This is a genomic window from Marichromatium bheemlicum, assembly GCF_012276755.1.
Taxonomy (GTDB): Bacteria; Pseudomonadota; Gammaproteobacteria; order Chromatiales; family Chromatiaceae; genus Marichromatium; species Marichromatium bheemlicum.
In genome coordinates this window covers 14,925-38,626 of the sequence record NZ_JAAXKX010000015.1, presented here as the reverse complement: position 1 = coordinate 38,626, position 23,702 = coordinate 14,925, and the positions used below count along the sequence as shown (strand labels likewise).

20 protein-coding genes and 1 pseudogene are annotated in these 23,702 nt (G+C 70.9%); 13 read left to right on the top strand and 8 right to left on the bottom strand.

Annotation, left to right across the window (positions count from 1 at the left end; genetic code table 11):
* Positions 1-30 precede the first annotated feature (30 nt).
* From HF203_RS11060 to HF203_RS11000, 13 genes are all read left to right on the top strand, one after another.
* Positions 31-2,229: a TonB-dependent receptor gene (locus tag HF203_RS11060; protein ID WP_168669631.1), complete on the top strand. Its 2,199-nt coding sequence runs from the start codon at positions 31-33 to the stop codon at positions 2,227-2,229.
* A gap of 24 nt (positions 2,230-2,253) precedes the next feature.
* Positions 2,254-2,967: a molybdate ABC transporter substrate-binding protein gene (gene modA, locus HF203_RS11055; RefSeq protein WP_168669629.1), complete on the top strand. Its 714-nt coding sequence runs from the start codon at positions 2,254-2,256 to the stop codon at positions 2,965-2,967.
* Positions 2,968-3,014: 47 nt separating this feature from the next.
* On the top strand, positions 3,015-4,322 hold the full coding sequence (locus tag HF203_RS11050; protein WP_168669627.1) for a porin: 1,308 nt from the start codon (positions 3,015-3,017) through the stop codon (positions 4,320-4,322).
* A gap of 19 nt (positions 4,323-4,341) precedes the next feature.
* Positions 4,342-5,007 (top strand): molybdate ABC transporter permease subunit, encoded by a 666-nt coding sequence (locus tag HF203_RS11045; RefSeq protein WP_062276287.1) that lies wholly within the window; start codon positions 4,342-4,344, stop codon positions 5,005-5,007.
* Complete coding sequence (locus tag HF203_RS11040) at positions 5,007-6,071, top strand: ABC transporter ATP-binding protein (protein ID WP_168669625.1); 1,065 nt, start codon at positions 5,007-5,009, stop codon at positions 6,069-6,071. Before HF203_RS11045 ends, HF203_RS11040 begins: the two co-directional genes overlap by 1 nt.
* Positions 6,068-6,922, top strand: coding sequence for a ModD protein (gene modD / locus HF203_RS11035; RefSeq protein WP_168669623.1), 855 nt, complete (start codon positions 6,068-6,070; stop codon positions 6,920-6,922). The genes HF203_RS11040 and modD overlap by 4 nt, the downstream gene beginning before the upstream one ends.
* A gap of 437 nt (positions 6,923-7,359) precedes the next feature.
* Positions 7,360-7,908 carry a cytochrome b gene (locus tag HF203_RS11030; RefSeq protein WP_168669621.1) on the top strand — a complete coding sequence of 183 codons (549 nt, stop codon included), beginning with the start codon at positions 7,360-7,362 and terminating at the stop codon, positions 7,906-7,908.
* Positions 7,909-7,983: 75 nt separating this feature from the next.
* Positions 7,984-8,904 (top strand): alpha/beta hydrolase, encoded by a 921-nt coding sequence (locus HF203_RS11025; protein WP_168669619.1) that lies wholly within the window; start codon positions 7,984-7,986, stop codon positions 8,902-8,904.
* 120 nt (positions 8,905-9,024) lie between these two features.
* Positions 9,025-9,843: a TOBE domain-containing protein gene (locus tag HF203_RS11020; RefSeq protein WP_168669617.1), complete on the top strand. Its 819-nt coding sequence runs from the start codon at positions 9,025-9,027 to the stop codon at positions 9,841-9,843.
* Positions 9,844-9,890: 47 nt separating this feature from the next.
* On the top strand, positions 9,891-10,634 hold the full coding sequence (gene modA, locus HF203_RS11015) for a molybdate ABC transporter substrate-binding protein (protein ID WP_210424739.1): 744 nt from the start codon (positions 9,891-9,893) through the stop codon (positions 10,632-10,634).
* 62 nt (positions 10,635-10,696) lie between these two features.
* Positions 10,697-11,374 carry a molybdate ABC transporter permease subunit gene (modB, locus tag HF203_RS11010; RefSeq protein WP_168669615.1) on the top strand — a complete coding sequence of 226 codons (678 nt, stop codon included), beginning with the start codon at positions 10,697-10,699 and terminating at the stop codon, positions 11,372-11,374.
* Entirely contained in the window at positions 11,367-12,452 is a 1,086-nt protein-coding gene (gene modC, locus HF203_RS11005) for a molybdenum ABC transporter ATP-binding protein (protein WP_168669613.1), read from the top strand. Before modB ends, modC begins: the two co-directional genes overlap by 8 nt.
* Positions 12,453-12,527: 75 nt before the next feature.
* Positions 12,528-13,226, top strand: coding sequence for a phosphoribosylanthranilate isomerase (locus tag HF203_RS11000; protein ID WP_168669612.1), 699 nt, complete (start codon positions 12,528-12,530; stop codon positions 13,224-13,226).
* Between the two features lie 428 nt (positions 13,227-13,654).
* Here the strand turns inward: HF203_RS11000 and HF203_RS10995 are convergent.
* The 8 genes and pseudogenes from HF203_RS10995 to HF203_RS10960 all read right to left on the bottom strand — a co-directional run.
* Positions 13,655-14,170: pseudogene (locus HF203_RS10995) on the bottom strand (integrase core domain-containing protein); the annotation flags it as partial.
* 229 nt (positions 14,171-14,399) lie between these two features.
* Positions 14,400-15,815: a sigma-54-dependent transcriptional regulator gene (locus HF203_RS10990; protein ID WP_168669610.1), complete on the bottom strand. Its 1,416-nt coding sequence runs from the start codon at positions 15,813-15,815 to the stop codon at positions 14,400-14,402.
* 181 nt (positions 15,816-15,996) lie between these two features.
* Positions 15,997-19,395 carry a PAS domain S-box protein gene (locus tag HF203_RS10985; protein ID WP_168669608.1) on the bottom strand — a complete coding sequence of 1,133 codons (3,399 nt, stop codon included), beginning with the start codon at positions 19,393-19,395 and terminating at the stop codon, positions 15,997-15,999.
* Positions 19,392-20,186 (bottom strand): phosphate/phosphite/phosphonate ABC transporter substrate-binding protein, encoded by a 795-nt coding sequence (locus HF203_RS10980; RefSeq protein WP_246221744.1) that lies wholly within the window; start codon positions 20,184-20,186, stop codon positions 19,392-19,394. Before HF203_RS10980 ends, HF203_RS10985 begins: the two co-directional genes overlap by 4 nt.
* 55 nt (positions 20,187-20,241) lie before the next feature.
* Complete coding sequence (locus HF203_RS10975; protein WP_168669606.1) at positions 20,242-20,502, bottom strand: hypothetical protein; 261 nt, start codon at positions 20,500-20,502, stop codon at positions 20,242-20,244.
* A 543-nt stretch (positions 20,503-21,045) separates the two neighbouring features.
* Positions 21,046-22,134, bottom strand: coding sequence for a glycosyltransferase (locus HF203_RS10970; RefSeq protein ID WP_168669604.1), 1,089 nt, complete (start codon positions 22,132-22,134; stop codon positions 21,046-21,048).
* The gene (locus HF203_RS10965) at positions 22,131-22,466 is read right to left on the bottom strand and encodes a hypothetical protein (protein ID WP_168669602.1); all 336 of its coding nucleotides are present in this window, start codon (positions 22,464-22,466) and stop codon (positions 22,131-22,133) included. The genes HF203_RS10970 and HF203_RS10965 overlap by 4 nt, the downstream gene beginning before the upstream one ends.
* A gap of 1 nt (position 22,467) precedes the next feature.
* Positions 22,468-23,634 (bottom strand): glycosyltransferase family 4 protein, encoded by a 1,167-nt coding sequence (locus HF203_RS10960; protein WP_168669600.1) that lies wholly within the window; start codon positions 23,632-23,634, stop codon positions 22,468-22,470.
* Between the last annotated feature and the right edge of the window lie 68 nt (positions 23,635-23,702).

Genomic DNA, 23,702 nt, shown 5'->3' with positions numbered 1-23,702 from the left:
GGCGCGATCACCATGGACGAGCCCCCAAGGATGCGCACCCTCGGATGCTGCCTCGCCCCGTTGTGCTGGCCGCTCGCCGCCGGCGCCGAGCCCCCACTGATGCTGCCCGCGATCGAGGTCAGCGCGTCCCGGATCGCGCCGGGTGCGGGCGACTACGCCACCACCGAACTCGACGGCGCCACCCTGGAGGCGCGCGGCGGCGCCGCCCAGGTCAACCCCTACCGCGCGCTCGACCTCACCCCCTCGGTCAACCGCGCCGAGGCCGACCCCAACGCGCTCAGCACCGAGCAACAGACGCTGCGGCTGCGCGCCATCGCCGCCTCCACCGCCACCGGGCTGGCGGTGACGATCGAGGGCTCCCCCTCCTCGACCAGCGCCGGGCGCGGCGGCGTCGGCAACCTCTACGACCTGGAGAACCTCGAACGACTCACCCTGTGGCGCGGCCCACAACCGGCCGGGGTCGGCCTCGGGGTCGGCAACCTCGCCGGCAGCCTGGCGCTGGGGCTGCGCGCACCGCGCCAACAGCCGGGGGTGATGGCGCGGGTGGCGCGCGCCGATCACGACTTCCACCGACTGTTCGCGCGGCTCGACAGCGGCGCCATCGGCGCCGCCGCGAGCCGGCTGTTCCTCTCCGCCTCCAGCGCCGCCGGCGCGCAGTGGCGCGGCCCCGGCGGGCAGAGCCGCGACACCCTCAACCTCGGCTGGGCGCAACCGCTCGGCGCCGACCTGTCGCTCAGCCTCTACGGCGCCCACAACCGCTTCCACAGCGACGCCTATCGCCCACTGACTCATGCCGAGAGCCAGGACCTCGAGCGCTACGGCACGCTCGGCTACCACGCCACGCTCACCGGCTCGGCGCGCGAGGACGCCGACTACTACGCCTACAACACCCAGCACTACACCGAGGACAACCTGCTCGCCACCCTGAGCTGGCAGCTCGGGCCACGCGCCCGGCTGCAACTGCGCCCCTACTGGCTGGAGACCCGGGGCGAGCGGCTCACCGGCAAGCGCACCAGTATCGTTCGCGTCGAGGTCGACCAGCGCCAGTATGGCGCCGTCGCCGAGCTGCAGCTCGAACTCGACGACGCCACCCTCACCCTCGGTCACTGGAGCCAGCGCCTCAGCTCGATGCCGCCGCCGCTGAGCCAACGCCTCTACACCGTCGATGACGCCGGCGCGCTGCGCTTCTCGCGCTGGGGCATCCTCGCCGAGCAGGGCGAGCGCGCCTACGAGAGCCCCTTTGCCATGATCGAGGGCGAGCGGCGCGGCTGGCGCTACACCCTGGGGACGCGCTATCTACGCCTGCGCCTGCCGGCGATCACCGGTTACGACGCCAGCGCCCTGCCCGATCTCGACCACGGCGCGGCGCTCGACCTCGACCCGCCGGTCGACCCCGCGCTCGGCACCGCGCCCGTCACCCTCGCGGCCTGGCTGCCGAGCCTCAATCTGAGCCGTGAACTCACCCCGGGGCTGGAGGCCCGGCTCGCCCTCGGACGCACCATCGGCAACCCCTGGCTCGGCCCGCTCTACAGCGGTTACATGAACGCGCGCGAGCGGTTCGAGGCCGCCGGGATCGACCTCCAGTCGCTGTGGCAGCGGCTGCGCTTCGAGCGCGCCGAGACCATCGAGGCCGGGCTGAGCTGGCGCCACGGCAACCTCACCCTGACGCCGACGCTCTACTGGGGCCGGCTGCGCGACAAGCAGGTGATGGCCTACGACCCGGCGCTCGATCTCAGCTATCTCCAGGGTGGGGTACGCGCCCACACCCAGGGCGCCGAGCTCGAGGCGCGTTGGCGCGCCGACGCGCACTGGGACCTGGTGGCCAGCCTGTCGTGGAACCGCAGCCGTCTCGACACCGACATCCGCACCGCCGCCGACAGCCTGCTCGCCACCCGGGGCAACCAGGTCCCGGACGCCCCCGAGTGGCTCGCCAGCCTCGCCCTGGAGTACCGCCACGGTCCCTGGACCCTGACCCCGGTGATCCGTCACGTCGGACGACGCTACGGCGACGCGGCCAATACCGAGCCGGTCGATGCCCACACCCTGTTCGATCTCGGCCTCGGCTACCGCCACCGCGCCATAACTCTCTCGCTGGCCGTCGACAACCTCTTCGACACCCGCTATGTCGCCGTCATCGACGCCGGGCGCGACGACGCCCAGCCCGGCACCATCGGCTACTACCCGGGTGCGCCGCGCACCCTCTCGCTCACCCTGACGATGCAACGCTGACCCCGTGGACAAGGAGACCCCATCATGCCCCTGCTCATCGCCCTGCTGATGCTCTGCTGCGCCCTGCCGGCGCACGCGGCCACCGACGACGACGGTCTGCTGATCGCCGCCGGGGCCGGCTACAAGCGCCCGTTGCTCGCGCTCTACCAGGCCTTCGAGCGCGACAGCGGCATCGGCCTCGAGGCCGCCTTCGGCAACATGCGCCAGGTGCTCGCCCAGACCCGCGCCAGCGCGCGCGTGGCGCTGGTCGTCGGCGAGCGGCGCTTTCTCGCCGAGAGCGGGCTGTTCGCCCGCACCCAGCCCTTCGGGCGCGGCCGGCTGGTGCTGGTGCGCACCGCCGAGCTGGCCGATCGGCCGCTCACCGACCCGGCCTTTCGCCGCATCGCCCTGCCCGATCCGGCGCGGGCGATCTATGGCCGCGCCGCGCTCCAGTCACTCGCACACGACGGGCTGCGCGAGGCGCTCGCCGAGCGCCTCACCGTGCTCGCCACCGTCCCCCAGGTCGCCGCGCACCTGCGCGCCGGCAGCGTCGAGGCCGGCTTCATCAACGCCACCGAGGCGCGCGCGCTCGACCCCGAGCGGCTGGTGGTCGAGACCATCGAGCCGAGCCACTACGCGCCGCTCGAGATCGTCATCGGCGTGCCCACGCGCCGCGCCCCCGGGGCGGCGGCAGAGCGCTTCCTCGACTTCGTCACCACCCCCGCCGCCCGCGACCTGCTCGCCGAGTACGGGCTGTGAGGCTCAGTCACCACAGGGGCGCGCGCCTCGCCCCGAGGATCTTCGCCATGACCGATTCGACCAGGGTGCGCGCGCTCGCGCTGGGCGCCGCGCTGCTCGCCCCCGGGCTCGCCCAGGGGGCCAACTGGCTGCTCATCCAGGGCAGCGAACCCGAGCAGGGGACGCGCGCGCTGCGTCCCTGGGGCTTCGCCCAGCTCGCCTATCAACGGGGCGAGGACACCCCGATCCCGGTCGGCGGCTGGGCCGGCCAGGGGATGGCGGCCAACCGCCTGGGGCCGGACAAGCGCGCCGCCGAGCGCTGGCAGTTGCGCCGGTTGCGCCTCGGCGTGCGCGGGCGGGTGCCGGGCGGCGCGCCGCTCGACTATCTGGTCGCGGTGGAGGCCGGCGACAACGGCGCGACCCGCGAGGGCGACGAACTGCAGCTGATCGACGCCAGCCTCAGCTATCGCGTCGACCCGGCGCTGCGCCTGCGTCTCGGCCAGTTCAAGCCGCCGGGCAGCGAGGAGGCGCTGCGCCCGGCCCCGCGCCAGCCCTACTTCGCCGTCTCGACCGCGGTCGATCAGTTGCTCAACGAGACCTTCCTCGACCACGACGGCAGCGACCCGCTCGATGCCAACGCGCCGCGCGGCCCGCGCTCGCTCTATCACGACATCGGCGCACAGCTCTTCGGCGTGCTCCCCGGCGGCGGGCCCTGGGCGCACAGCTACGCGCTGATGCTCGGCAACGGCAACGGCGTCGCGCGTCTCGACAACGACGGCCACAAGGATCTCTATCTCTACTGGTCGAGCGAGCACGTCGAGGGCGGGCGCGGCGCCGCGCGCCAGGGCACCAAGCTGTTCGGCTGGTGGCAGCAGGGACGGCGCACACTCGACGGCGCCGACCTCGGCGGCCACCTGCGCACCCGCGCCGGCGCCGGGGTCATCCACCAGGCGGCGCGCTGGCGGCTGAGCGGCGAGTCCCTCGTCGGGCGCGGCATGATCCTCGCCGGCAGCGACGGCGGCGCGGTGCCCGGCAGTTGGAACAACGCCGCCACCCGCATCGCCGGGCGCAACCTGCTGCCCGAGGGCGAGGCGGCGGGTTGGTATCTCGAGGGCGGCTGGCGGCTGGCCCCGCGCACCTGGCTCGATCTGCGCTACGACCGTTATGACCGCGGCACCGAGTCGGCCGCCGACCATCGTCGCTTCACCACCTGGACGCTGGGATTGCGCTACCGCATCGACCGTCACTGGCAGGTGATGGCCAACTATCAGTGGCGCGAGGCCGAGGCCCCGGGGCTCGATGCGCGGGCCGACGCCAACCGGCTGCTCGCCGCGCTCGACGACCGGCTCGCGCTGCAGCTCCAGTTCGTCGACTGACGGGATCGGGGGATCATCGATGTCCGCGCTGCTCGCCTGCTCGCCCGACGCCCTGCTGCTGAGCCTGCGGGTGGTGGCGGTGACCCTGGCGCTGTTGCTCGTCGCCGGGGTCGGGCTGGGCTATCTGCTCAGCCTGTCGTTCCCGCTGCGCTGGCTGCTCGATGCGCTGGTGTCGCTGCCGCTGGTGTTCCCGCCGATCGCCATCGGCTTCTTCCTGCTGATGCTGTTCGGGCGCCACGGCGTGCTCGGCGCACCGCTCCACGCGCGCCTCGGCTGGGAGCTGGTGTTCTCCTTCCCGGCGCTGGTGCTCGCCGCCTTCATCGCCGGGCTGCCGCTGGTGGTCAAGCCGGTGCAGTCGGCGATCGAGGGCAGCGCGCGGGTGCTGGTCGAGGCCTCCTACACCCTCGGCAAGGGGCGCTTGGAGACGCTGTGGCGGGTGGTGATCCCGGCGGTGCGCCCGAGCCTCGCGGCGGGGCTGACGCTCGGCGCCGGGCGCGCCTTCGGCGAGGTCGGCATCACCCTGATGCTCGGCGGCAACCTCATTGGCTCGACCGAGACGCTGTCGCTGGCGATCTACAACCATGTGCTCGACGGCGACTTCACCTGCGCCACCCGGCTGTCGCTGCTGCTCGGGGGGATCTCGCTGGTGTTGTTCCTGCTCCTGCGCCGACTCGGACGACTGTGATGACCGAACTCTCCGCCCATCTCGCCTTCCGTCGCCCCGGCTTCGACCTGCGCCTGCGCCTGGCGCTGCCCGGCGCCGGGATCACCGCGCTGCTCGGCCCCTCGGGCGGCGGCAAGAGCACCCTGCTGCGGCTGCTCGCCGGGCTCGAGCGCCCGCGCGCCGGGCACATCCGTCACCGCCAGCGGCTGTGGTACGCGCGCGCCGCCGGCATCGACCTGGCGCCGCGCCGGCGCGACCTCGGCTTCATGTTCCAGGACCACGCCCTGTTCCCCCACCTCAGCGTCGCCGAGAACATCGGCTACGGGCTCGCGCGCGCGCCCGATCGTGCCGCGCGGGTGACGCACTGGATCGAGCGGGTCGGACTCGGCGGGCTGGCGCAACGCCGCCCCGGGCAGCTCTCCGGCGGCCAGCGCCAGCGCGTCGCCCTGGCGCGCGCGCTCGCCCCAGCCCCGGCGCTGCTGCTGCTCGACGAGCCCTTCTCGGCGCTCGACGCCAGTCTGCGCCAGTCGCTGCGGCTGCTGGTGCAGGAGCTGGTCGCCGAGACCGCCACCTGCGCCCTGCTGGTCAGCCACGACCTGGAGGACGCGCGCCAGTGCGCCGACCGGATCGGGGTGATGATCGACGGGCGGCTACGCCGGCTCGACGAGGCCGAGGCGCTGTTCGCCGCACCGGGCGATGCCGAGGTCGCGCGGGTGCTCGGCTGGCCCAACACCCTGGCGGTGACGCGCTGGGAGGGGCGCGCGGCCTGCGGCCCCTGGGGCCGGGTCGAGCTGGCGCGCGCGCCCCGGCGCGCAGACCGCGTGGTCGCGCTGCTGCCCGACGGCCCGCGCCCCGGCGCCCGCGCCGGGCTCGCCGTCGAGATCGCGCGGGTGATCGACATGGGCCCCTATCGCGCGCTGAGCTGTCGCCTGCCCGACCGCACGGCACTGCGCATCCACCTGCCGCGCGCCCTGCCCTGTCCGGCGCGCGGCGAGCGCACCCTGCTCGACGTCCCCCCGGGCTGCGCCATCGCGCTCCCGGCGGGGACCGCCAAAACCATCCAATCCACGAGGTATAGACCATGATCCGACCCCAACCCCTGGCGCTCGACGACCACCGCCTACAGCAGCTGCTCGCCGAGGACGTGCCCTACGGCGACCTCACCACCGAGGCGCTGGCGATCGACGCCCGCCCCGGCCAGATCCGCCTGTTCGCCCGCGACCCCATGGTGGTGTGCGGGATCGAGGAGGCGGCGCGGATGTTCACGCTGTGCGGTGCGCGCGCCACCCTCCACGCCGCCTCCGGCCAGCAGGCCGCGCCCGAGACCCTGCTGCTCGAGGCCAGCGCCGAGGCAGGCATCCTGCACCGCGCGTGGAAGAGCGCGCAGACCCTGGTCGAGTGGTGCTCGGGGGTGGCCAGCCGCGCCGCCGAGATCCAGGAGGCGGCGCGCCGCGGTCACCCCGAGGCGCTGGTCGCGCTCACCCGCAAGAACGTCCCCGGCACCCGCCGCCTGGCGGTCAAGGCGGCGCGCGCCGCCGGCGCGGCGATGCATCGCACCGGGCTCTCCGAGACCCTGCTGGTGTTCGCCGAGCACCGCCTCTTCCTCGACGAGGACGACCCCGCCGCGGCGATCGCGCGACTGCGCCGTCACTGCCCGGAGAAGCGGGTGGTGGTCGAGGTCGAGGACGTCGCCGAGGCGCTCGCCTGGGCCGCGGCCGATGTCATCCAACTGGAGAAGTTCAGCCCCGCGGCGGTCGCCGAGACGGTCGCCGCGCTCGCCGCCGCGGGCTCGACGGCACTGGTCGCCGCCGCCGGCGGGGTCAACGCCGCCAACGCCGAGGACTACGCGCGCGCCGGGGCGCGGCTGCTGGTAACCAGCGCGCCGCACCTGGCGCCGCCGCGCGACGTCCAGGTCCGCTTCGCGCGCGGGGTCTGAACGCCTCTGGAACACCAGCGCTTCGCCAATAACAAAGGGCTCGTGCCCCATCTTTATATAGATACCTGTCGGATGCTGCCCCTCAGGATCCGGCACGCGGCCGGTCTTCTCCGACCGGCCCGAACAGCGCCGTCCGGCGTCGGCAAGGACATCGGTCGTTGCGAAGGCGGCCCTTTTCTGGGCGTGAGGGATGGATACCGACGCCACTGGTCAGGGCCTGATCCGGGTTGGTATAACTAGCCGCCGAGCCGGCCGGCATCGCTGACTCGAGGAACCGTGAACGGCGCGCCGCGTCTGTCATGACCGGCTGCCGACGCATGCTCCTGGCCTGTCCGGAACGCGCCCCGAGCCACCCGGATCGCCCCGCAGCGCCGGCCCGCTCGCGACCCTGTCGCCGCGGCGACAGACCCAGCATCCCGATCGCGAGGTAACAACCCTTGGCCCAACCGCGTTATACCTTTACCCAACGCCTGCTGCACTGGCTCATCGCCGTGCTGGTGTTCGCCCTGCTCTGCTCCGGCACCCTGTTCTGGACCCTCGGCTCCGAGGGCATCGCCAACCTCCTCGGCGAGGACTTCGCGGGCACCCTGGTCACCACCCACAAGAGTGTCGGCGCCACCGTGCTGCTGCTGACCCTACTGCGTCTGGTGCTGCGCCGTCGCTCGCCGGCACCGGCCTATGAGCCGCCGATCAGCAAACTCGAGCAGTTCGTCGGCGGCGCGCTGCACGTGCTGCTCTACATCGCCTTGATCGCCGTGACCGTCGGTGCCGCCGTCGCCGTGGTCAGCGCCGGCTATCCGCTGGAGTTCTTCGGCCTCAGCCTCGAGCTGCCGCTGGCCGAGAACCCGGCACTGGCCCAGACCCTGTTCGGCTATCACGGTCTCGGTGCCCTGGCGATCTTCGTGCTGGTGGTGATCCACACCGCCGCCGGGATCAAGCACTGGCGCCTGAAGGACGGGGTGATGACCCGCATCAGCCTGCCCTGAGGCAACAGGCGCCCGGGACGGCCCGGGCGCCGCACGGCGGGGCGCGGCGACGCCCCGCCCTCACCCGCTCCAACGATGATCCTGCTCACCCTCTTGCTATTGCCCGCGACCCTGCTCGGCCTGCTCGCGCTCGGCGTGCAGCTTGGTTTCCGCGCGCCGCGTCGGCGCGAGCGCCAGACCCCGGCCACGCTCGGGCTCGATTTCGAGGTCTGCGCCATCCCCACCCGGCGTGGACGCCGGCTGTTCGCCTGGCTGTTGCCCGCGCCCGGCGCCGAGGCGACCCTGGTCATCCTTCACGGCTGGGGCGCCAATGCCGAGCTGATGCTACCGCTGGCCGCGCCCTTCCACCGCGCCGGGCTCAACGTGCTGCTGCTCGATGCACGCAACCACGGCAGCAGCGATGGCGACACCTTCTCCTCGCTGCCGCGCTTTGCCGAGGACCTGGAGGCGGCGGTCGACTGGCTGCGCCGCGTCCATCCCGCGCGCTGTCGTCGCCTCGCCCTGCTCGGGCACTCGGTGGGGGCCGGCGCGACCCTGTACTACGCCGCCGACAATCCGCTGCCCGACGCGGTGATCAGCATCGCCGCCTTCGCCGACCCGGCCGAGATCACCGAGGGCTATCTGCGTGCGCTGCGCCTGCCGCGCTGGCTGGCGCGACTGGCCACCCGACACGTCGAGTGGCGCATCGGTCACCGCTTCGCCGAGATCGCCCCGCTGCACACTGCCACACGGCTCGAGTGTCCCTTGCTGCTGGTCCACGGCACCGCCGACACCAGCGTGTCGCCGCACGATGCCCGGCGCATCCTCGCTCGCGTCCCCAGGGGGCGGGCGCGGCTACTCACGGTGCCCGGGGCCGGGCATGATTCAGTCGAGCACATCGAGCAGCATGTCGGCACGCTGATCGACTTCCTCGCCGCACACGGCGTGCACGGCGTGTATCATCCCGGTGCAGCGCAACCCAATGCCGCCCCGGCGCGGTGCATTCCTACCCCCTGAGCCGTGATCCGCACCACGCAACCGTGGCGCATCAACATTGGCACTGGATGTGCTTGAATGAGCTGGTCGTTATATCGCCCTCGATATAACCCAGGCACCGCGCAAGGAGAGGCCGCGATCATGTCCCAAACCGCAGACGCCCCCACCCGACTCGACACCTCGGGCGCGCTCCAACTCGATCTCGACACCCAGCGCTTCGCCGGACACGAGCGCATCGCGCTGCTGCGTCGCATCGACGAGACCGGCTCGATCTCGCAGGCCGCGCGTGCCCTGGGCATCTCCTACAAGCAGGCCTGGGACGCAGTCGACGCGATGAACAACCTCTCGGCCGCGCCCCTGGTGCAACGACGCACCGGTGGCCGCCACGGCGGCGGCACCCGGCTCACCGCCGAGGGGCGACGGCTGATCACGGTGTTCGAGACCGCCGAGCGCGAGCACCGGCGCTTTCTCGAACGACTCGGCGAGGGCGTGCGCGACTTCGACCATTTCCATCGTCTGTTAGGAGTCATCAACATGAAGGTCAGCGCAAGGAATCATCTGCACGGCGTGGTCACCGCGGTCCGCTCCGGAGCGGTCAACGCCGAGGTGGTGCTCGACCTCAAGGGCACGCCGCTGGTGGCGATCGTCACCAACGAGAGCGTCGAGGCGCTCGGCCTCGCGCCCGGGCGCGAGGCCTACGCCCTGATCAAGGCCTCCTTCGTGCTCATCACCACCGAGGACGGCGGGCTGCGCACCTCGGCGCGCAACCGTCTGTGCGGCACCGTCGAGCGGCTGATCGAGGGTGTGGTCAACACCGAGGTGGTGCTCGCGCTCGACGGCGGCGCGCGGGTCACCGCGATGATCACCGGCGAGAGCGCGCGTCAGCTCGAACTGGCCGAGGGCAAGCGCGCCTGCGCGCTGATCAAGGCCCCGCACATCATCCTCGCGGTCAGCGACTGAGACCCACCACGCCACCCATCCCCGTCAGCGACAAGGAGTATCGAAGGATGTCGACCCCATTGCGCTCACTCACCGCCGCCGCGCTCTTGCTCGGCGCCACCACCCTGGCCCAGGCCGAGGAGGTCCGGGTCGCGGTCGCGGCCAACTTCACCGCGGCGATGAAGGAGATCGCCACCGCCTTCGAGCAAGCCACCGGGCACAGCACCCGGATCAGCTACGGCTCGACCGGCAAGCTCTACACCCAGATCGTCAACGGCGCGCCCTTCGACGTCTTCCTCGCCGCCGACCAGCGCCGCCCGGCGCTGCTGGTCGAGGAGGGCCGCGCCAGCGCGCCCTTCACCTACGCCATCGGCGAGCTGGCGCTGTGGAGCGCCGACCCCGCGCTGATCACGGACGGCGCGGCACTGCTCGAATCGGGCGCGTTCGAGCGCCTGGCGATCGCCAACCCCAAGACCGCGCCCTATGGCGCCGCGGCGATGGAGGTGCTGGAGTCGTTGGGGCTGGCCGAGACCCTCGCGCCCAAGCTGGTGCGCGGCGACAACATCGCCCAGACCTACCAGTTCGTCGCCACCGGCAACGCCGAACTCGGCTTCGTCGCCCTGGCGCAGATCGCCCTCGACCCCAGCGGCTCGCGCTGGACGGTGGAGCCGTCGCACTACCGCCCGATCCGTCAGGACGCGGTGTTGCTCGACGGCGCCGGGTCCAACCCCGCCGCCCAGGCGCTGCTCGACTACCTCCAGGATGAGGCGGCGCGCGCGGTGATCACCCGCTACGGCTACGCCACCGACTGAGCGTGACGAGGCCCGGCGCGCGCCGGGCCTCACCGCCCCCGCCCCACACCCGGAGCACCGCCGTGTCACTCGATCTCACCCCGGTCTGGCTGACCCTCAAGCTCGCCACCCTCACCACCGCCGTGCTGCTGGTGGTGGGCACGCCGCTGGCCTGGTGGCTGTCGCAGACGCGCTCGCGCCTCAAGCAGATCGTCGCCACCCTGGTGGCGCTGCCGCTGGTGCTGCCGCCGACGGTGCTCGGCTTCTATCTGTTGCTGCTGCTCGGCCCGCACGGCCCGATCGGCGCGCTCACCGAACGGCTCGGGCTCGGCACCCTGCCCTTCACCTTCGCCGGGCTGGTGGTCGGCTCGGTGCTCTACTCGCTGCCCTTCATGGTGCAGCCGGTGCACAACGCCTTCGAGGCGATCGGCCAGCGCCCGCTGGAGGTCGCCGCCACCCTGCGCGCCTCGCCGCTGGCGCGCTTTCTCGACGTCGCCCTGCCGCTGGCGCTGCCCGGCCTGCTCACCGGCGCGGTGCTCGCCTTCGCCCACACCGTCGGCGAGTTCGGGGTGATCCTGATGATCGGCGGCAACATCCCCGGCGAGACCAAGGTGCTCTCGGTGGCGATCTACGACCACGTCGAGTCGCTGGAGTGGGCCCAGGCGCACTGGCTCGCCGGCGGCATGGTGCTGTTCTCCTTCCTGGTGGTGCTGATGATGAACCTGCTCGGCCAACGCATGCGGCGGATCGGTCATGGCTGACGTGCTCGACCTCGCCTTCCGGCTCGATCGCGGCGACTTCAGCCTCGACCTCGCCTGTCGCGTCCCGGCGCGCGGCGTCAGCGCTCTGTTCGGGCGCTCCGGCTGCGGCAAGACCACGGTGCTGCGCTGCGTCGCCGGGCTGGAGCGCGCCGCCGGCCACTGCCGGCTCGCCGACGCCTGCTGGCAGGACGACGCCAGCGGGCGCTTCCTGCCCACCCATCGCCGCCCGATCGGCTACGTCTTCCAGGAGCCGAGCCTGTTCCCGCACCGCTCGGTGCGCGCCAACCTCGACTACGGACGCCGCCGCATCCCGGCGCGCGAGCGGCGCGTCGACCTCGACGAGGTGGTCGAGCTGCTCGGCATCGCCCCGCTGCTCGGGCGCGACCCGGCGGGGCTCTCCGGCGGCGAGCGTCAGCGCGTGGCGATCGCCCGCGCCCTGCTCACCAGCCCCCGGCTGTTGCTGATGGACGAGCCACTGGCCGCGCTCGACCACACCAGCAAGCGCGACATCCTGCCCTATCTCGAACGTCTCCACGATCACCTGCAGATCCCCGTGCTCTACGTCAGCCACGACCCCGACGAGGTCGCGCGGCTGGCCGACCACATCCTGCTGATCGAGGCCGGGCGGCTGCGCGCCGCCGGCCCGGCGCCGCAGATGCTCACCCGTCTCGACCTGCCGCTGGCGCGCGAGGAGACCGCCAGCGCCCTGCTCAGCGGGCGGGTGCGCGCCCACGATCCGTGCTACGGCCTCACCCGCGTCGCCATCCCCGGCGCCTCGCTGATGCTCGAACGGCTCGACCGCGCGGTGGACGAGACCGTGCGCGTGCGCATCCACGCCCGCGACGTCAGCATCGCCCTCGACGATCCCGGCACCTCCAGCATCCTCAACGTCCTGCCCGCCCGCATCGTCGAGATGCACCCGCTCGGCGCGTCCCAGGTCCTCGTCGGCCTCGCCGTCGGCACCACCCCCGAGAGCCGCCTGCTCGCGCGCATCACCCGCCATTCCTGGGAACGCCTCCGCCTCCACCCCGGCCAGCAGGTCCATGCGCAGGTCAAGGCGGTGGCGGTGATGGATTGAGCCCCGCGGCTCGACTCATCACACTGTTGTCGCCGCCTTGTCGGCGATCTCGATGGGTGACAACGGGAGGCACGCATGCAACGCGTCAAGGTCTGCTGCATCGGCTCCAGTGAAGAGGCCGCCCTGGCCATCCGCTGCGGCGCCTCGGCGTTCGGGCTGGTTTCGGAGATGCCCAGCGGGCCCGGCGTCATCTCCGAGGCGGAGATCGCCGCACGCATCCCGCCGCCGATCGCCAGCGTCCTCCTCACCAGCCGCACCGACCCCGCCGAGGTCATCGCGCAGCAGAGGCGTTGCGGCGTCAATGCGCTGCAGTTGTGCGACCGGCTGCCACGCGGCGCGCACCAGACGATCCGCCGGGCGCTCCCCGGCGTGTCGCTGATCCAGGTCGTCCACGTCAAGGACGCGGCGTCGGTCGAAGAGGCGCAGACCCTCAGCCGCGAGGTCGATGCCATCCTGCTCGACTCCGGGAACCCATCGCTGCGGGTCAAGGAACTCGGCGGAACAGGCCGCACCCATGACTGGTCGCTGAGCGCCGAGATCGTCAAGAGATCCCACGCCCCTGTGTTCCTGGCGGGCGGCCTGAACCCCGAGAACGTGCGGCGGGCAATCGTCCAGGTCCAGCCCTTCGGCCTCGACATCTGCACCGGCGTGCGCACCGCCGGCGCATTGGACGAGGCGCGGCTTGGTGCGTTTATGGAGGCTGTCGGACGATGTCAATCCTTGGGGAGACGAAATTCCGGGAGAGCCTCAATGACGCGAACGCGCCCCGCCTGAGGACATCATCGCCTGGTCGGGTTGGCGACGACGACATCAGATGCGCGCCAGGGCCTGTCACTATCGAGCACGCGGGGTTCGGCCGCCGTGAAGATATGCGGCTGTAGTCGTAGAATTCCCCCAGGCAGACTACATACCAAGCAGATTGGCCACGAGGGAGAATCTAGGATGAGTGTTCACTGCAAAGGTGGTGCGGTGAGTGCCGAAGCACCGACGGCGGAAGCCACACAGACTATCTCGGTAACCGTGGACGAACGGGACATGCTTATCCAGTCTGGCCTCATGGACGGCTCAGAGCCGTTCAGGCCGGTCGACGGTCTCCCTAGGCTGGTGCGCGTCCAGTTCACACCACAGAAGGTGCCACCCGTCACCGAGGCGCTGCACGCGTATAGACGCCGCGCCCGTGCTAAACGCCGCATCATGCCGAATTAGTAACTGTCAAGTCCCCTGAGATTGTAAACCCGCTTATTGAATAGCTCCGGGCGTTTCTGCGCCCATTCCTTGAGCGCTTGAATCGGAGTGATATGCCCGAGCGCTTTCTGAGGGATATGCTGGTTGTAGACCTGGACGTAGCGGGTGATGGTCTGTTCCAGACTCAGGGCGGAGTCGAAGCGTGTGGTGGCCAGCACCTCGGCGATGCGCCCGTTGAAGCGCTCGACCAGGCCGTTGTTCTGCGGGGTTCTGGGTTTGATCAGACGATGCTCGATGGCGTGCTGGGCACAGAGCTGATCGAAGCGATGCAGTCCGGTCGGGGCACGCTCGCCGGTGGCGCAGAAACGGTCGGTGAATTCCTTGCCGTTATCGGTGAGGATCTTGGAGAGGGCGAACGGAGCCTTGGCGATCAAGCGCACGAGAAAGCCACTGGCCGAGGCTGCTGACTTGTCGTCGAGGATCTCGACATAGACCCAGCGGGTAGCGCAGTCGATGGCGGCGAAGAGATAGCGGCACCGGTCCTACGCCTCGATCTGCCGAACGATGGCGCTACTCGCCGGGGTGGTGCGAGCATTCTTGTGCAAGCGGATGTCCATCGACGATCAGGCCCCCGGGCTGTGGACTGTTGCGCGAGCGGTGGCTTCGTGAATCAGAAGCTCCAATACCTCGCGGGCTCGGAACAAAGGATCGCTTCGGTGGGCGATATGATCACACGGGACGCAGCAATTACAACACATACCACTACCCCTCCCCACTCTGCCAAGCCTGCCGCTTCCGATACAGCGTCGACGGGCTGACTTCGAGGAGGGCGGCGGCGCGGGGGATGTTGCCGTCGCAGTGGGCGATGGCGCGTTCGATGGCCTCGCGTTCGACGCGCCACAGGGGTTGGATGCCGGGGTCGGGCGTGGTGGGGGGGGCAGCGGCGGCGGGCGTCGGTTGGGCGGGTTCGGTGGGGGTGGCGCGTGATGGGGTGATGAGGTGTTCGGAGAGCGGCGGCGGCAGCATCTCGGGGTCGACGGTCTCGCCCTGGTGGAGCACGACGACGTTGCGGATGACGTTCTGTAGCTGGCGGACGTTGCCCGGCCAGTCGTAGTCGCGCAGCAGCGCGGCGGTGGCCGGGGCAAAGCGCTGGAACGCCTTGCCCTCCTCGGCGGCGAAGCCCTGGAGGAAGTGCTCGGCGAGCAGCAGGATGTCGTCCTGGCGGGCGCGCAGCGGCGGCAGTTCGATGGGGATGACGTGGAGACGGTAGTAGAGGTCCTCGCGGAAGCGCCCGGCGGCGACCTCCTTGAGCGGGTCGCGGTTGGTGGCGCAGACGAAGCGTACGTCGACCGCCTCCTGGCGGGTGGAGCCGACGCGCTGGAAGCTGCCGGTCTGGACGAAGCGCAGCAGCTTGGTCTGCAGATCGAGGTCCATCTCGCCGATCTCGTCGAGGAACAGGGTGCCGCCGTCTGCCTGTCCGGCGGCGCCGACGCGGTCGCGCGCCGCGCCGGTGAAGGCGCCGCGCACGTGACCGAAGATCTCCGACTCGATCAGGTCGTGCGGGATGGCGCCGCAGTTGAGGGCGATGAAGGGCGCCTCGCGGCGCGGTCCCTGGCGATGGATGGCCTCGGCGCAGACCTCCTTGCCGGTGCCGCTCTCGCCGGTGATGAAGATGGTGGCCTTGCTCGCCGCGGCGCTGTCGATCACCCGGTAGACGGCCTGCATCGCCAGCGAGGCGCCGATGAAGCCGTGGTAGCGGTCGCGGTCGAAGGTCTCCTGGATGGAGTCGAGCAGGCTGGAGAGACGCTGGCGCTCGAGCGCGTTGCGCAGGGTGACGCGCAGGCGCCGGGCATTGAAGGGCTTCTCGATGAAGTCGAAGGCGCCCTCGCGCATGGCGTCGACGGCAAGGTCGACCGAGCCGTGCCCGGTGATGATCACCACCGCCGTCGGCAGCCGCTGCGCGCCGACGTGACGGAGGATCTCCATGCCGTCCATGTCGGGCAGGCGCAGGTCGAGCAACAGCGCGTGCGGCGGGTGCCGGGCCAGCGCGGCGAGCGCCTCGGCGCCGGTCTCGACGGCCGCGACGCGGTAGGGTTCGGTGGCGAGGTAGCCGCTGTAGACCTCGCGCAGGACCTGACTGTCCTCGACGATCAGGATGCTGGGGGGTGTCTGCTCCATGGCGGGCGTCCTGGTCCGTTGGCGCGCCGGCGACCGCCCCCGCGCGGGGGCGGGGCGATCGCCTCTCCGATGTCCGAGCCTCAGATATAGGGATCGTGCGCGGCGGCTTCATCCGCCGCGCCGTCCGACGGTTCGAGCAGCGCCTGGGCGCGGTCGTCGCGCGGCGCCGTCGAGGGCGAGTTCAGTCCCGAGCAGGGTCGCGCCGACCGTCTTCATCCCCGGCAAGACGCTGTGCGAGCGCACCCAACGCCTGCTCGGCGCACTCGCGCAGCCGTGCGATCAACGGTGCCAGACGGTCGTGGTCCTGGGCCCGAGCGGCCTGTTCGCAGTCGAGGGCGAGCGCCTGCAGCACACGCGCGCCGAAGGTGCCGGAGGCACCCTTGAGGGTATGGGCCTCGTGCTCGAGCTGGGCGATCTCGCCGGCCTCCCAGGCCTGTTCAATGCGCGCCACCCGCCGCCGGGTCTCGACCTGGAAGGTCTGTAGCATGCTGGTGAGGAACGCCTCGCCGACATCCTCGGCGAGTTCATCGAGGACGGTCGCATCGAGCACCACGCTATCGGCCGCCTCGGGCGCGGGACGAATACGACCATCGCCGAGCCAGCGCGCAAGGGCGGCGAACAGCTCGGCGCGCACCACCGGCTTGCTGAGATAGTCGTCCATGCCGGCATCGAGACAGCGCTCGCGGTCCTCGCTAAAGGCGCCTGCGGTCATCGCCACGATCGGAACCCGGGCGCGCTCGTTGGGCAGCGCGCGGATCGCTCGGGTCGCCTCCAGGCCGTCCATCCCCGGCATCGACACGTCCATCAATACCAGCGCATAGGACCGCGCACGCAGCGCGGCGAGCGCCTGATGACCGTCGGTGGCGGTATCGACCCGGTAGCCGGCGCGCACGAGGATCGCCAGCGCCACCTGGCGGTTGGCCTCGCTGTCCTCGACTAGGAGGATCGGTGCCGCCGCCGACGTCGGGCTGGAGGCGATCACCGCCGCGCCCGGTGCCGAGGACAAGGTCTCGTCGGCAAAGGCCTCGGGTGCGCCGAGCGCGGTGGCGAGCAACCGACACAGGGCACGCGGCATCAGCGGCAGGGTGGCGGCACCGGGAGCGGCACCTGCCGCCGTGGCATCGACAGGATCACGGTAGAGCGGGATCTCGTGCGCCGGTGCCTCGTGCCCCGATGCCGGGAGTAGTTGCAGCCGCGCGGGAACGGCGACGGCCGCTTCGAGCCACGACGCCTCGCCATCGACCTCGACCGCAGCCTCGACCCCGAGCAGTCGCAACTGGCGCACCAGCCCGGCGGCGAGCGGCGCGCTGGCGCCCCACACCCGAACGCGCCAGCCAGCGGCCAGCTGCGCCAGACGTTGACGACGATCATCGGCCGGGAGGCGTGGACACAACGGCAATCGCACCCAGAAGTGCGAACCGGCACCAGGCTCGCTCGCACAACCGATCTCGCCGCCCATGATCCGCGCCAATCCACGACAAATCGCCAACCCCAGCCCGGTCCCGCCATAGCGGCGCTGACGCGAGTCATCGACCTGGACGAACTCGTTGAACAGCTCGGGCAGGCGCTCGCGGGCGATACCGATACCGGTGTCGACCACCTCGATCAGCAGGCGTTGATCGGGTCCGCCGCCGAGCACCTCGGCGCGCAGTTCGATGGCGCCGTGCTCGGTGAACTTGAGTGCGTTGCCGAGCAGGTTGAGCAGGATCTGGCGTAGCTGGCCGGGATCGAGGTCGAGCTGCTGCGGCAGTTGCGGGTCGAGGGTCAACACCAGCTCCACGCCCTTGGCGAAGGCCCGCGCGGCAAACAGCCCCAGCACCCCCTCGAGCAGGGGCTCGAGGGCACAGGGCTCGGGCCGGGTCTCCATCCGTCCGGCCTCGATCTTGGAGAAGTCGAGGATACTGTCGACCACCGACAGCAGCGCGCGCCCGGCCTCGCCGGCCACCCGCGCGTGGGCCGCCTGTTCGGGGTCGAGACCGCTGTCGAGCAGCAGCTCGTTCATGTTGAGGATGGCGTTGAGCGGGGTACGGATCTCATGGCTCATGGTGGCGAGGAAGCGTGACTTGGCCTCGCTGGCCTGTTCGGCACGGGCCCGGGCCTCGATCAATGCCGCCTCGCTACGCTTGCGCTCGCTGATATCGATGAAATGGGCGACATAATTGGTGGTCTTGCCGTGCTGATCACGCACCGCGCTGATGCTCAACCACTCGGGGAAGATCTCTCCGTCCTTGCGCCTGTTCTCGATCTCGCCCTCCCAGTGACCGTCACGTAACAGCCGCTCCCACATCTCCTGATAGAAGCGGCGTGACTGACGCCCGGACTTGAGCAGCCGCGGGGTCTGACCAACGGCCTCGTGCGCGGCATAGCCGGTGATCGCAGTGAAGGCGCGATTGACGCGCAGGATGCGGCTCTCGGCGTCGGTGACGCAGATCGCCTCCTGGGCCTCGAACGCTTGGGCGGCCAGGCGCAACTCCTCCTCGGTGCGGCGCCGCTCACTGATGTCACGCATGAAGGCGGTGAAATAGACCGTCTCATCGGCCTCGATCTCGGTGATGGCGATCTCGATCGGGAACTCGCGCCCCGCCTTGTGCATCGCCGACATCTCCAGGCGCTGACCGAGCGCCGGCCCAACCCCTTCGGCACGAAACCGCTCCATACCGCGACGGTGAGCCGCCCGATAGCGTTCGGGGATCATCAGCTGCTCGAGGCGCTGACCTCGTGCCTCTTCTCGCGAATGGCCGAAGATCTGCTCGGCAGAGGCGTTGAAGTCGACCACTCGACCGTCGATGTCGATGGTGACGATGGCATCGAGCGCCGCATCGAGCAGCGCCGCCTTCTGCGCCTCGCTGCTGCGGATACGCTCGGCGAGCCGCTGGGCGGCGCCGAGCGCATCGTTGAGGTCGGCATAGGTGATGGCCAGACGCGAGGACATCAGGTTGAAGGCGCGGATCGCCTGACCGATCTCATCGTTGCCACGCTGGGGGATCCGCACCCCTGGGCCCTCCTGAGCGATGCGATTGGAGGCATCGCGCAGACGCAGCAACTGACGACTGAGATAGGTCCCGAGCAGCAACGAGAACAGCGCCACCAGCACCATCTCGAGCAGCGCGATACCGATCGCCCCGGAGCGCGCCGAGCGCAGCAGTGAGAGGAAGGACTCGACCGAGACGCCGAGTTCGATGCGACCGAAATAGGCCCCGCCGGCATGGATCTCGGCCAGGGTGTCGAACACCCCGTCGCTGGCCCGGGTGGGATCCTGGTCCTCCATGAAGCGCCGTTCCAACGCGCTCGCCGCGCCGGCCTCGGCGAGGATCAGGCCATCACGATCACGCACCCGCGCATAGACGATATCGGCGTTGGTCAGCACCTCGGCGAGCAGGCTCTCGAGGGCGGCGAGATCGGTGGCCAGCACCGCGTCCTTGGCGTTGGTGGCGACCAGATGGGCGGCGGTGGAGGCGCGCTGGAGCAGCTGCGCTTCGTTGGAGTCCTGCAACCAGCGCAGCGCGCTGAACACCAACAGGGCGAGCAACACGGCCTCGATCAGGGCGATGCCGAGGATGGTCTTGAGCCGGAAGCTCACGGTGTCTCGCGCTGCAGATCGTCGAGCAGATCGATGCCGAGGGCGCGCACGTCGTCCCAGTCGGCATCGGTGGCGCGGACGAAGCCCGGTATCCCGAGCACATCGATCAGGGCCCGCCCTCCCGGATCTGCGGCGAGCCCGAGCATCGCCTCGGTCACCCGCTCGCGCATCGCCTGCTCGACCCGAGGATGGGCGGCGAAGGCGTGCGGGGTATAACCCTGAGTGGTCATCACCACCCGCAGCTCGGCACGCCGCGCCGGGGTGAGCGCCTCGAGGGTGCGCACCACCCCGCCGCCGGCTGGGTAGAGGCCGACACTGACGGTCCGATAGACCGAGTCGTGCGAGGCGACATAACGCGGGGTGAAGGCGATGCCGAGCTGGGCGAGTTCGGCGCGGATGAGCACGCTCGCGGCGAAGGCCGCCGGGGCCGGAAAGGCCAGGGTCGCGTCCTGCAGTTCATGGACATCGCGCAGCGGACTGTCGGCGCGTACCACCAGCACCCCACGCAACCGGGTGTCGGCATGGACCAGGGCACGATAGCCGGGGTCACGGGCGAACACCGTGTAATGATAGGGATTCATGTAGGCGAGGTCATACTCGCCCTGGGCCAGACGACGCTCGAAGGTGGGGATGTCGGTGGCCGTCTGGAAACGCAGCCGCACCCCGGCCTGCTCGCCGATGGCCTCGAGCAGCGGCACCCACACCCGTGCCAGCTTGCTCGCCGATTGCTGCGGGACGATACCGAAGCTCAACTCCGCCGGTGGCGCGGCCGAGGCCGCCAGCGGCACCATCAACCAGGCCAGCAGCAGTCCCCAGCCACGACGGCGCCGGTGACGACGGCTGTGCTCAGAAGCGGTGGCCGAAGAGGTCGATGTCGCGGCGGAAACGACGCGCGACCCAATCGCGGCTTTGTATGTCATAGAACTCCCGATAGTCGAGCCGGCCATGCCGGGAACGGTTGAGGTGTTCGGGCGCCGGGGGCGCAAGACCGAGATGGTCGCACGGTGCGGCCAGGTCCTCCTGATAGTGCTCGAAGCGGGCAAGGAAATCGATCTGCAGCCGGCCCCGTTGATCGGTCAGATAATCGCTCCGGGAACGACCGATCATGAGGCGGTAACCGCACCCCTTCGCCTGGCCCAGGCGAACCACTCACCAGGGGCGTGCGGGACCAGTGTACGGCGCAGGGACTGCTTGAGGCCGGGGGGCCGAGGAGCGCGCCGTCGCCCAGGTCTCGTCGGGGTGGTGCGAGCCAGCGCAGTGTACCAGGACAGGGCCAGATCCCAAGGGTTGCACACGAAGACGCAGCGAAGGTGGCCGGGGTACTTGGCCAACAATCGGGCGTTGTCGCGATAAGCGCTGTGTCGACGCCCGTCGAAATGAGAACGGTCCTGCCAACCCGGAGCGCGCGCATCGAGACCGGCGAGCAGGACCTGGGTATCGAGGTCATCGCACAACACCCAGGTCAGTGAAATCCCCCCGGTCCTGGATCACCACCGCCGGCAACCTCGCGTCATCGCGCGCTGCGCGCCAGGCCCCCGCCGACACGCGGCCAGCCAGCACAGCAGCAGCGGATAACCGAAATGATGGTAGACCACCAGGATCACGACGGCTCAGGGTGAGCACGGCGAGCCGTGCTGGCCCACATCGGGGTCACCTCGCAACGGGTTGACGGAGGGCGGCATAGGCCGCGGCCATCGCCCGCACCTCGGCACGGGCGAGGACATAGGGGCGCGGGTCGGACGGCAGGGCACGTGCGATGCCCGCGAGTTGCACCGCTAGCGCCGTACTCAGCGCCGCGACGTCGCCCGGCGGCACCACCCGGGCGGTGTCGGGGCAGGCGGTCTCGGCGACGCTGCCGGCGGCGGTGACCACCACCGGGATACCGCAGGCCTGGGCCTCCAGCGGCGCCAGCCGCAGCCCTTCGGCCAGCGCGGGCAGGCAGAACAGGTCGAGCGCTTGGTAGAAGGTCGGCATAGCATCAACCCAGCCCATGAAGTGCACGCGTTTGGCCAGCCCCAGCCGGGCAACCAGCCGGCGTAACGCGCCCTCCTCGGGGCCGCTGCCGGCGAGCGCCAGATGGGTGCTCGTGTCGAGCCCAAGCAGCGCCTCGATCAGCAGCCGCTGCCCCTTGACCGGGTGCAATCGTGCGACGCAGCCGATCAGCCGCACCTCGCGCGGGAGATCGAGCTGTTCGCGCGCCAGGGCGCGATCACCGGGCACGAAGTGATCGGTATCGACGCCATTGAGGACCACCCAGGGCCGCCAGCCCGGTAGGCGCGCGCGGATGCGCGCGGCGACGTGCTCGGCATCGGCGACCAGCCGCGGCCGGGTCAACGCCAGCGTCGCCCACTGCAGACAGCGTCGGCGCACACCCTCCAGGTGCCAGGCGTCGTGTTCGGTGTGCACCAGATGGCGCACCCCGGCCAGGCGCGCGGCCAGCCCCCCATAGATCAGCGGGCCGAGGTGATGGGTGTGCACCGCCACCGCGCCCTCGGCGCGCAGCAGGCGCGCCAGACGCGGGACCAGCGCTGGCGTCCAGCCGGCGGGCTTGGCGAGGAAGCGCAACCGATCGACATGGGTCTGCAACCGCGGCCAGGCGGCGACCGCCGCCGTGCCCTCGCCCTCCAGGCTCACCACCAGGTGGCGCTCGGAGGCGGCGCCGTGACGCGCCTGCTCCAGCACCATGTTCTCCAGCCCCCCGGGACGCAGGTGCTGCACGACATGAACGATGGTGGTCATCGGGATTCCTCCGCGAGCAGATGATCGACCGCGCGGTCCGCCGAGATGCCTTCGACGCCATACGGCTTGAGTGGTGGGATGCGGCTGAGCACCGGCACCCCGAACAGGGCCTCGAGCGCGCGGCGCTGGCGCACGCTGGTGTCGAGCAGTTCGAGCCGGATCGCCAACCCCGGGGTCTCGGTGCCGAGCCGGTGTGGCGCCGCGCCCTCGATCTCACCGGCGAAGCGGAACGGCGCCTCGCTCGGCCTCAGCCCGACCGGCATCGAGCCCGGCGCCACCAGTCCGAGCCCGTAGATCAGTGCCTGATGCCTGGGCGTGCGCATGGTCGCCATCTCACACCGCCTCGATCAGCGCCGAGAGCGCCCGCGCCTGACGCTCGGCGGTGAACAGCTCCAGCAACCGTCTGCGCCCAGCCTGCCCCATTGCCGCCAGCTGGCCGGAAGAGCAGATCGCCACCTGCTCGATGGCCCGGGCGAGCGCAGCACGATCGCCCGGCGTCACCCGCCAGCCGGTCTCGTCGGTCACCATCTCCTTGCAGCCCATCAGCCTGGTGGTGATCACCGGCAGCGCCATCGCCATCGCCTCCTTGACCACCACCGGGCCGGTATCGCGATCGCCGTTGGCTGCGATACGGAAGGGCGCGACCAGCGCCCGGTAGCCGGGACCGTGACGCGCCAGCCACTCGGCCGGACGGGCACCGAGGAACTCCACCCAATCCTCCAGCCCGAGCCGGGTACGCAGCGCCCGCAACGGCTCGCGCAGCGGACCGTCGCCGACCAGATCGAGCCGGGGGCGGTGCGCCGCCGGGACCAGCGCCAGCGCCTCGAGCAGATCCTCCACCCCCTTGGTCTCGCACAGCCGGCCGATGAACAGCAACCGCTCGGCGTCCGGGGTGCCGGTCACCACCGGCGCGAAGGTACGCGGATCGACCCCGCAGTAGACCACCCCGACGCGTGCGCACGGGGCCAGCACGGCGAAATCGCGGCGCATGTCCTCACACACGGCTACCGCGAAGTCCACCCGGTCGAGCTTGAGCGCGAGATCGGCGGGGGTAGCGTAGACGTCGTAGCCGTGACCGACGAAGGACACCCCGATGCCGAGCCAGCGGGCGGCGACGATCGCCGTGGCGGTGGTGGCCTGAGCGAAGTGGGCATGGATGTGGGTACAGCCCTCGTAGCGCATCACCGCCGCCACCCGTGCGGCGCTGTAGAGCAGCGCGGCGCGCGGCAGCCCGCGTTGGCGCAGCACGAAGCCGAGCCCGCGCAGCAGGCTCGGGCGGATCCCGCCAAGCGCCTCGCCGACATCGGCCGGACCGAGGTCGGAGAGATACCAGGTGCGTACCGCCAGGCGCTGGTCGCTGGTCTGGGCCGGGCCCGGATGACGGCGGAAGGCGATCGGCACCACCCGGTGGCCGAGCGACTCCATGGCGCGGATCTCGGTGCCGATGAAGGTCTCGGAGAGGACCGGGAAGGCGGGGATGAGATAGGCGATCGTCTTCATGGTGGAGACATTTCCGTTTGGCATGCGAACTGCTCGGCTTGGAGCAACATCAATGCCAGAGGACACGT

Coding starts and splice junctions, on each gene's coding strand:
- HF203_RS11060 (WP_168669631.1), top strand. CDS start 31: ATGCGCACCCTCGGATGCTGCCTCGCCCCGTTGTGCTGGCCGCTCGCC.
- modA (WP_168669629.1), top strand. CDS start 2,254: ATGCCCCTGCTCATCGCCCTGCTGATGCTCTGCTGCGCCCTGCCGGCG.
- HF203_RS11050 (WP_168669627.1), top strand. CDS start 3,015: ATGACCGATTCGACCAGGGTGCGCGCGCTCGCGCTGGGCGCCGCGCTG.
- HF203_RS11045 (WP_062276287.1), top strand. CDS start 4,342: ATGTCCGCGCTGCTCGCCTGCTCGCCCGACGCCCTGCTGCTGAGCCTG.
- HF203_RS11040 (WP_168669625.1), top strand. CDS start 5,007: ATGACCGAACTCTCCGCCCATCTCGCCTTCCGTCGCCCCGGCTTCGAC.
- modD (WP_168669623.1), top strand. CDS start 6,068: ATGATCCGACCCCAACCCCTGGCGCTCGACGACCACCGCCTACAGCAG.
- HF203_RS11025 (WP_168669619.1), top strand. CDS start 7,984: ATGATCCTGCTCACCCTCTTGCTATTGCCCGCGACCCTGCTCGGCCTG.
- HF203_RS11020 (WP_168669617.1), top strand. CDS start 9,025: ATGTCCCAAACCGCAGACGCCCCCACCCGACTCGACACCTCGGGCGCG.
- modA (WP_210424739.1), top strand. CDS start 9,891: ATGTCGACCCCATTGCGCTCACTCACCGCCGCCGCGCTCTTGCTCGGC.
- modC (WP_168669613.1), top strand. CDS start 11,367: ATGGCTGACGTGCTCGACCTCGCCTTCCGGCTCGATCGCGGCGACTTC.
- HF203_RS11000 (WP_168669612.1), top strand. CDS start 12,528: ATGCAACGCGTCAAGGTCTGCTGCATCGGCTCCAGTGAAGAGGCCGCC.
- HF203_RS10990 (WP_168669610.1), bottom strand. CDS start 15,815: ATGGAGCAGACACCCCCCAGCATCCTGATCGTCGAGGACAGTCAGGTC.
- HF203_RS10980 (WP_246221744.1), bottom strand. CDS start 20,186: ATGGTGCCGCTGGCGGCCTCGGCCGCGCCACCGGCGGAGTTGAGCTTC.
- HF203_RS10975 (WP_168669606.1), bottom strand. CDS start 20,502: ATGATCGGTCGTTCCCGGAGCGATTATCTGACCGATCAACGGGGCCGG.
- HF203_RS10970 (WP_168669604.1), bottom strand. CDS start 22,134: ATGACCACCATCGTTCATGTCGTGCAGCACCTGCGTCCCGGGGGGCTG.
- HF203_RS10965 (WP_168669602.1), bottom strand. CDS start 22,466: ATGGCGACCATGCGCACGCCCAGGCATCAGGCACTGATCTACGGGCTC.
- HF203_RS10960 (WP_168669600.1), bottom strand. CDS start 23,634: ATGAAGACGATCGCCTATCTCATCCCCGCCTTCCCGGTCCTCTCCGAG.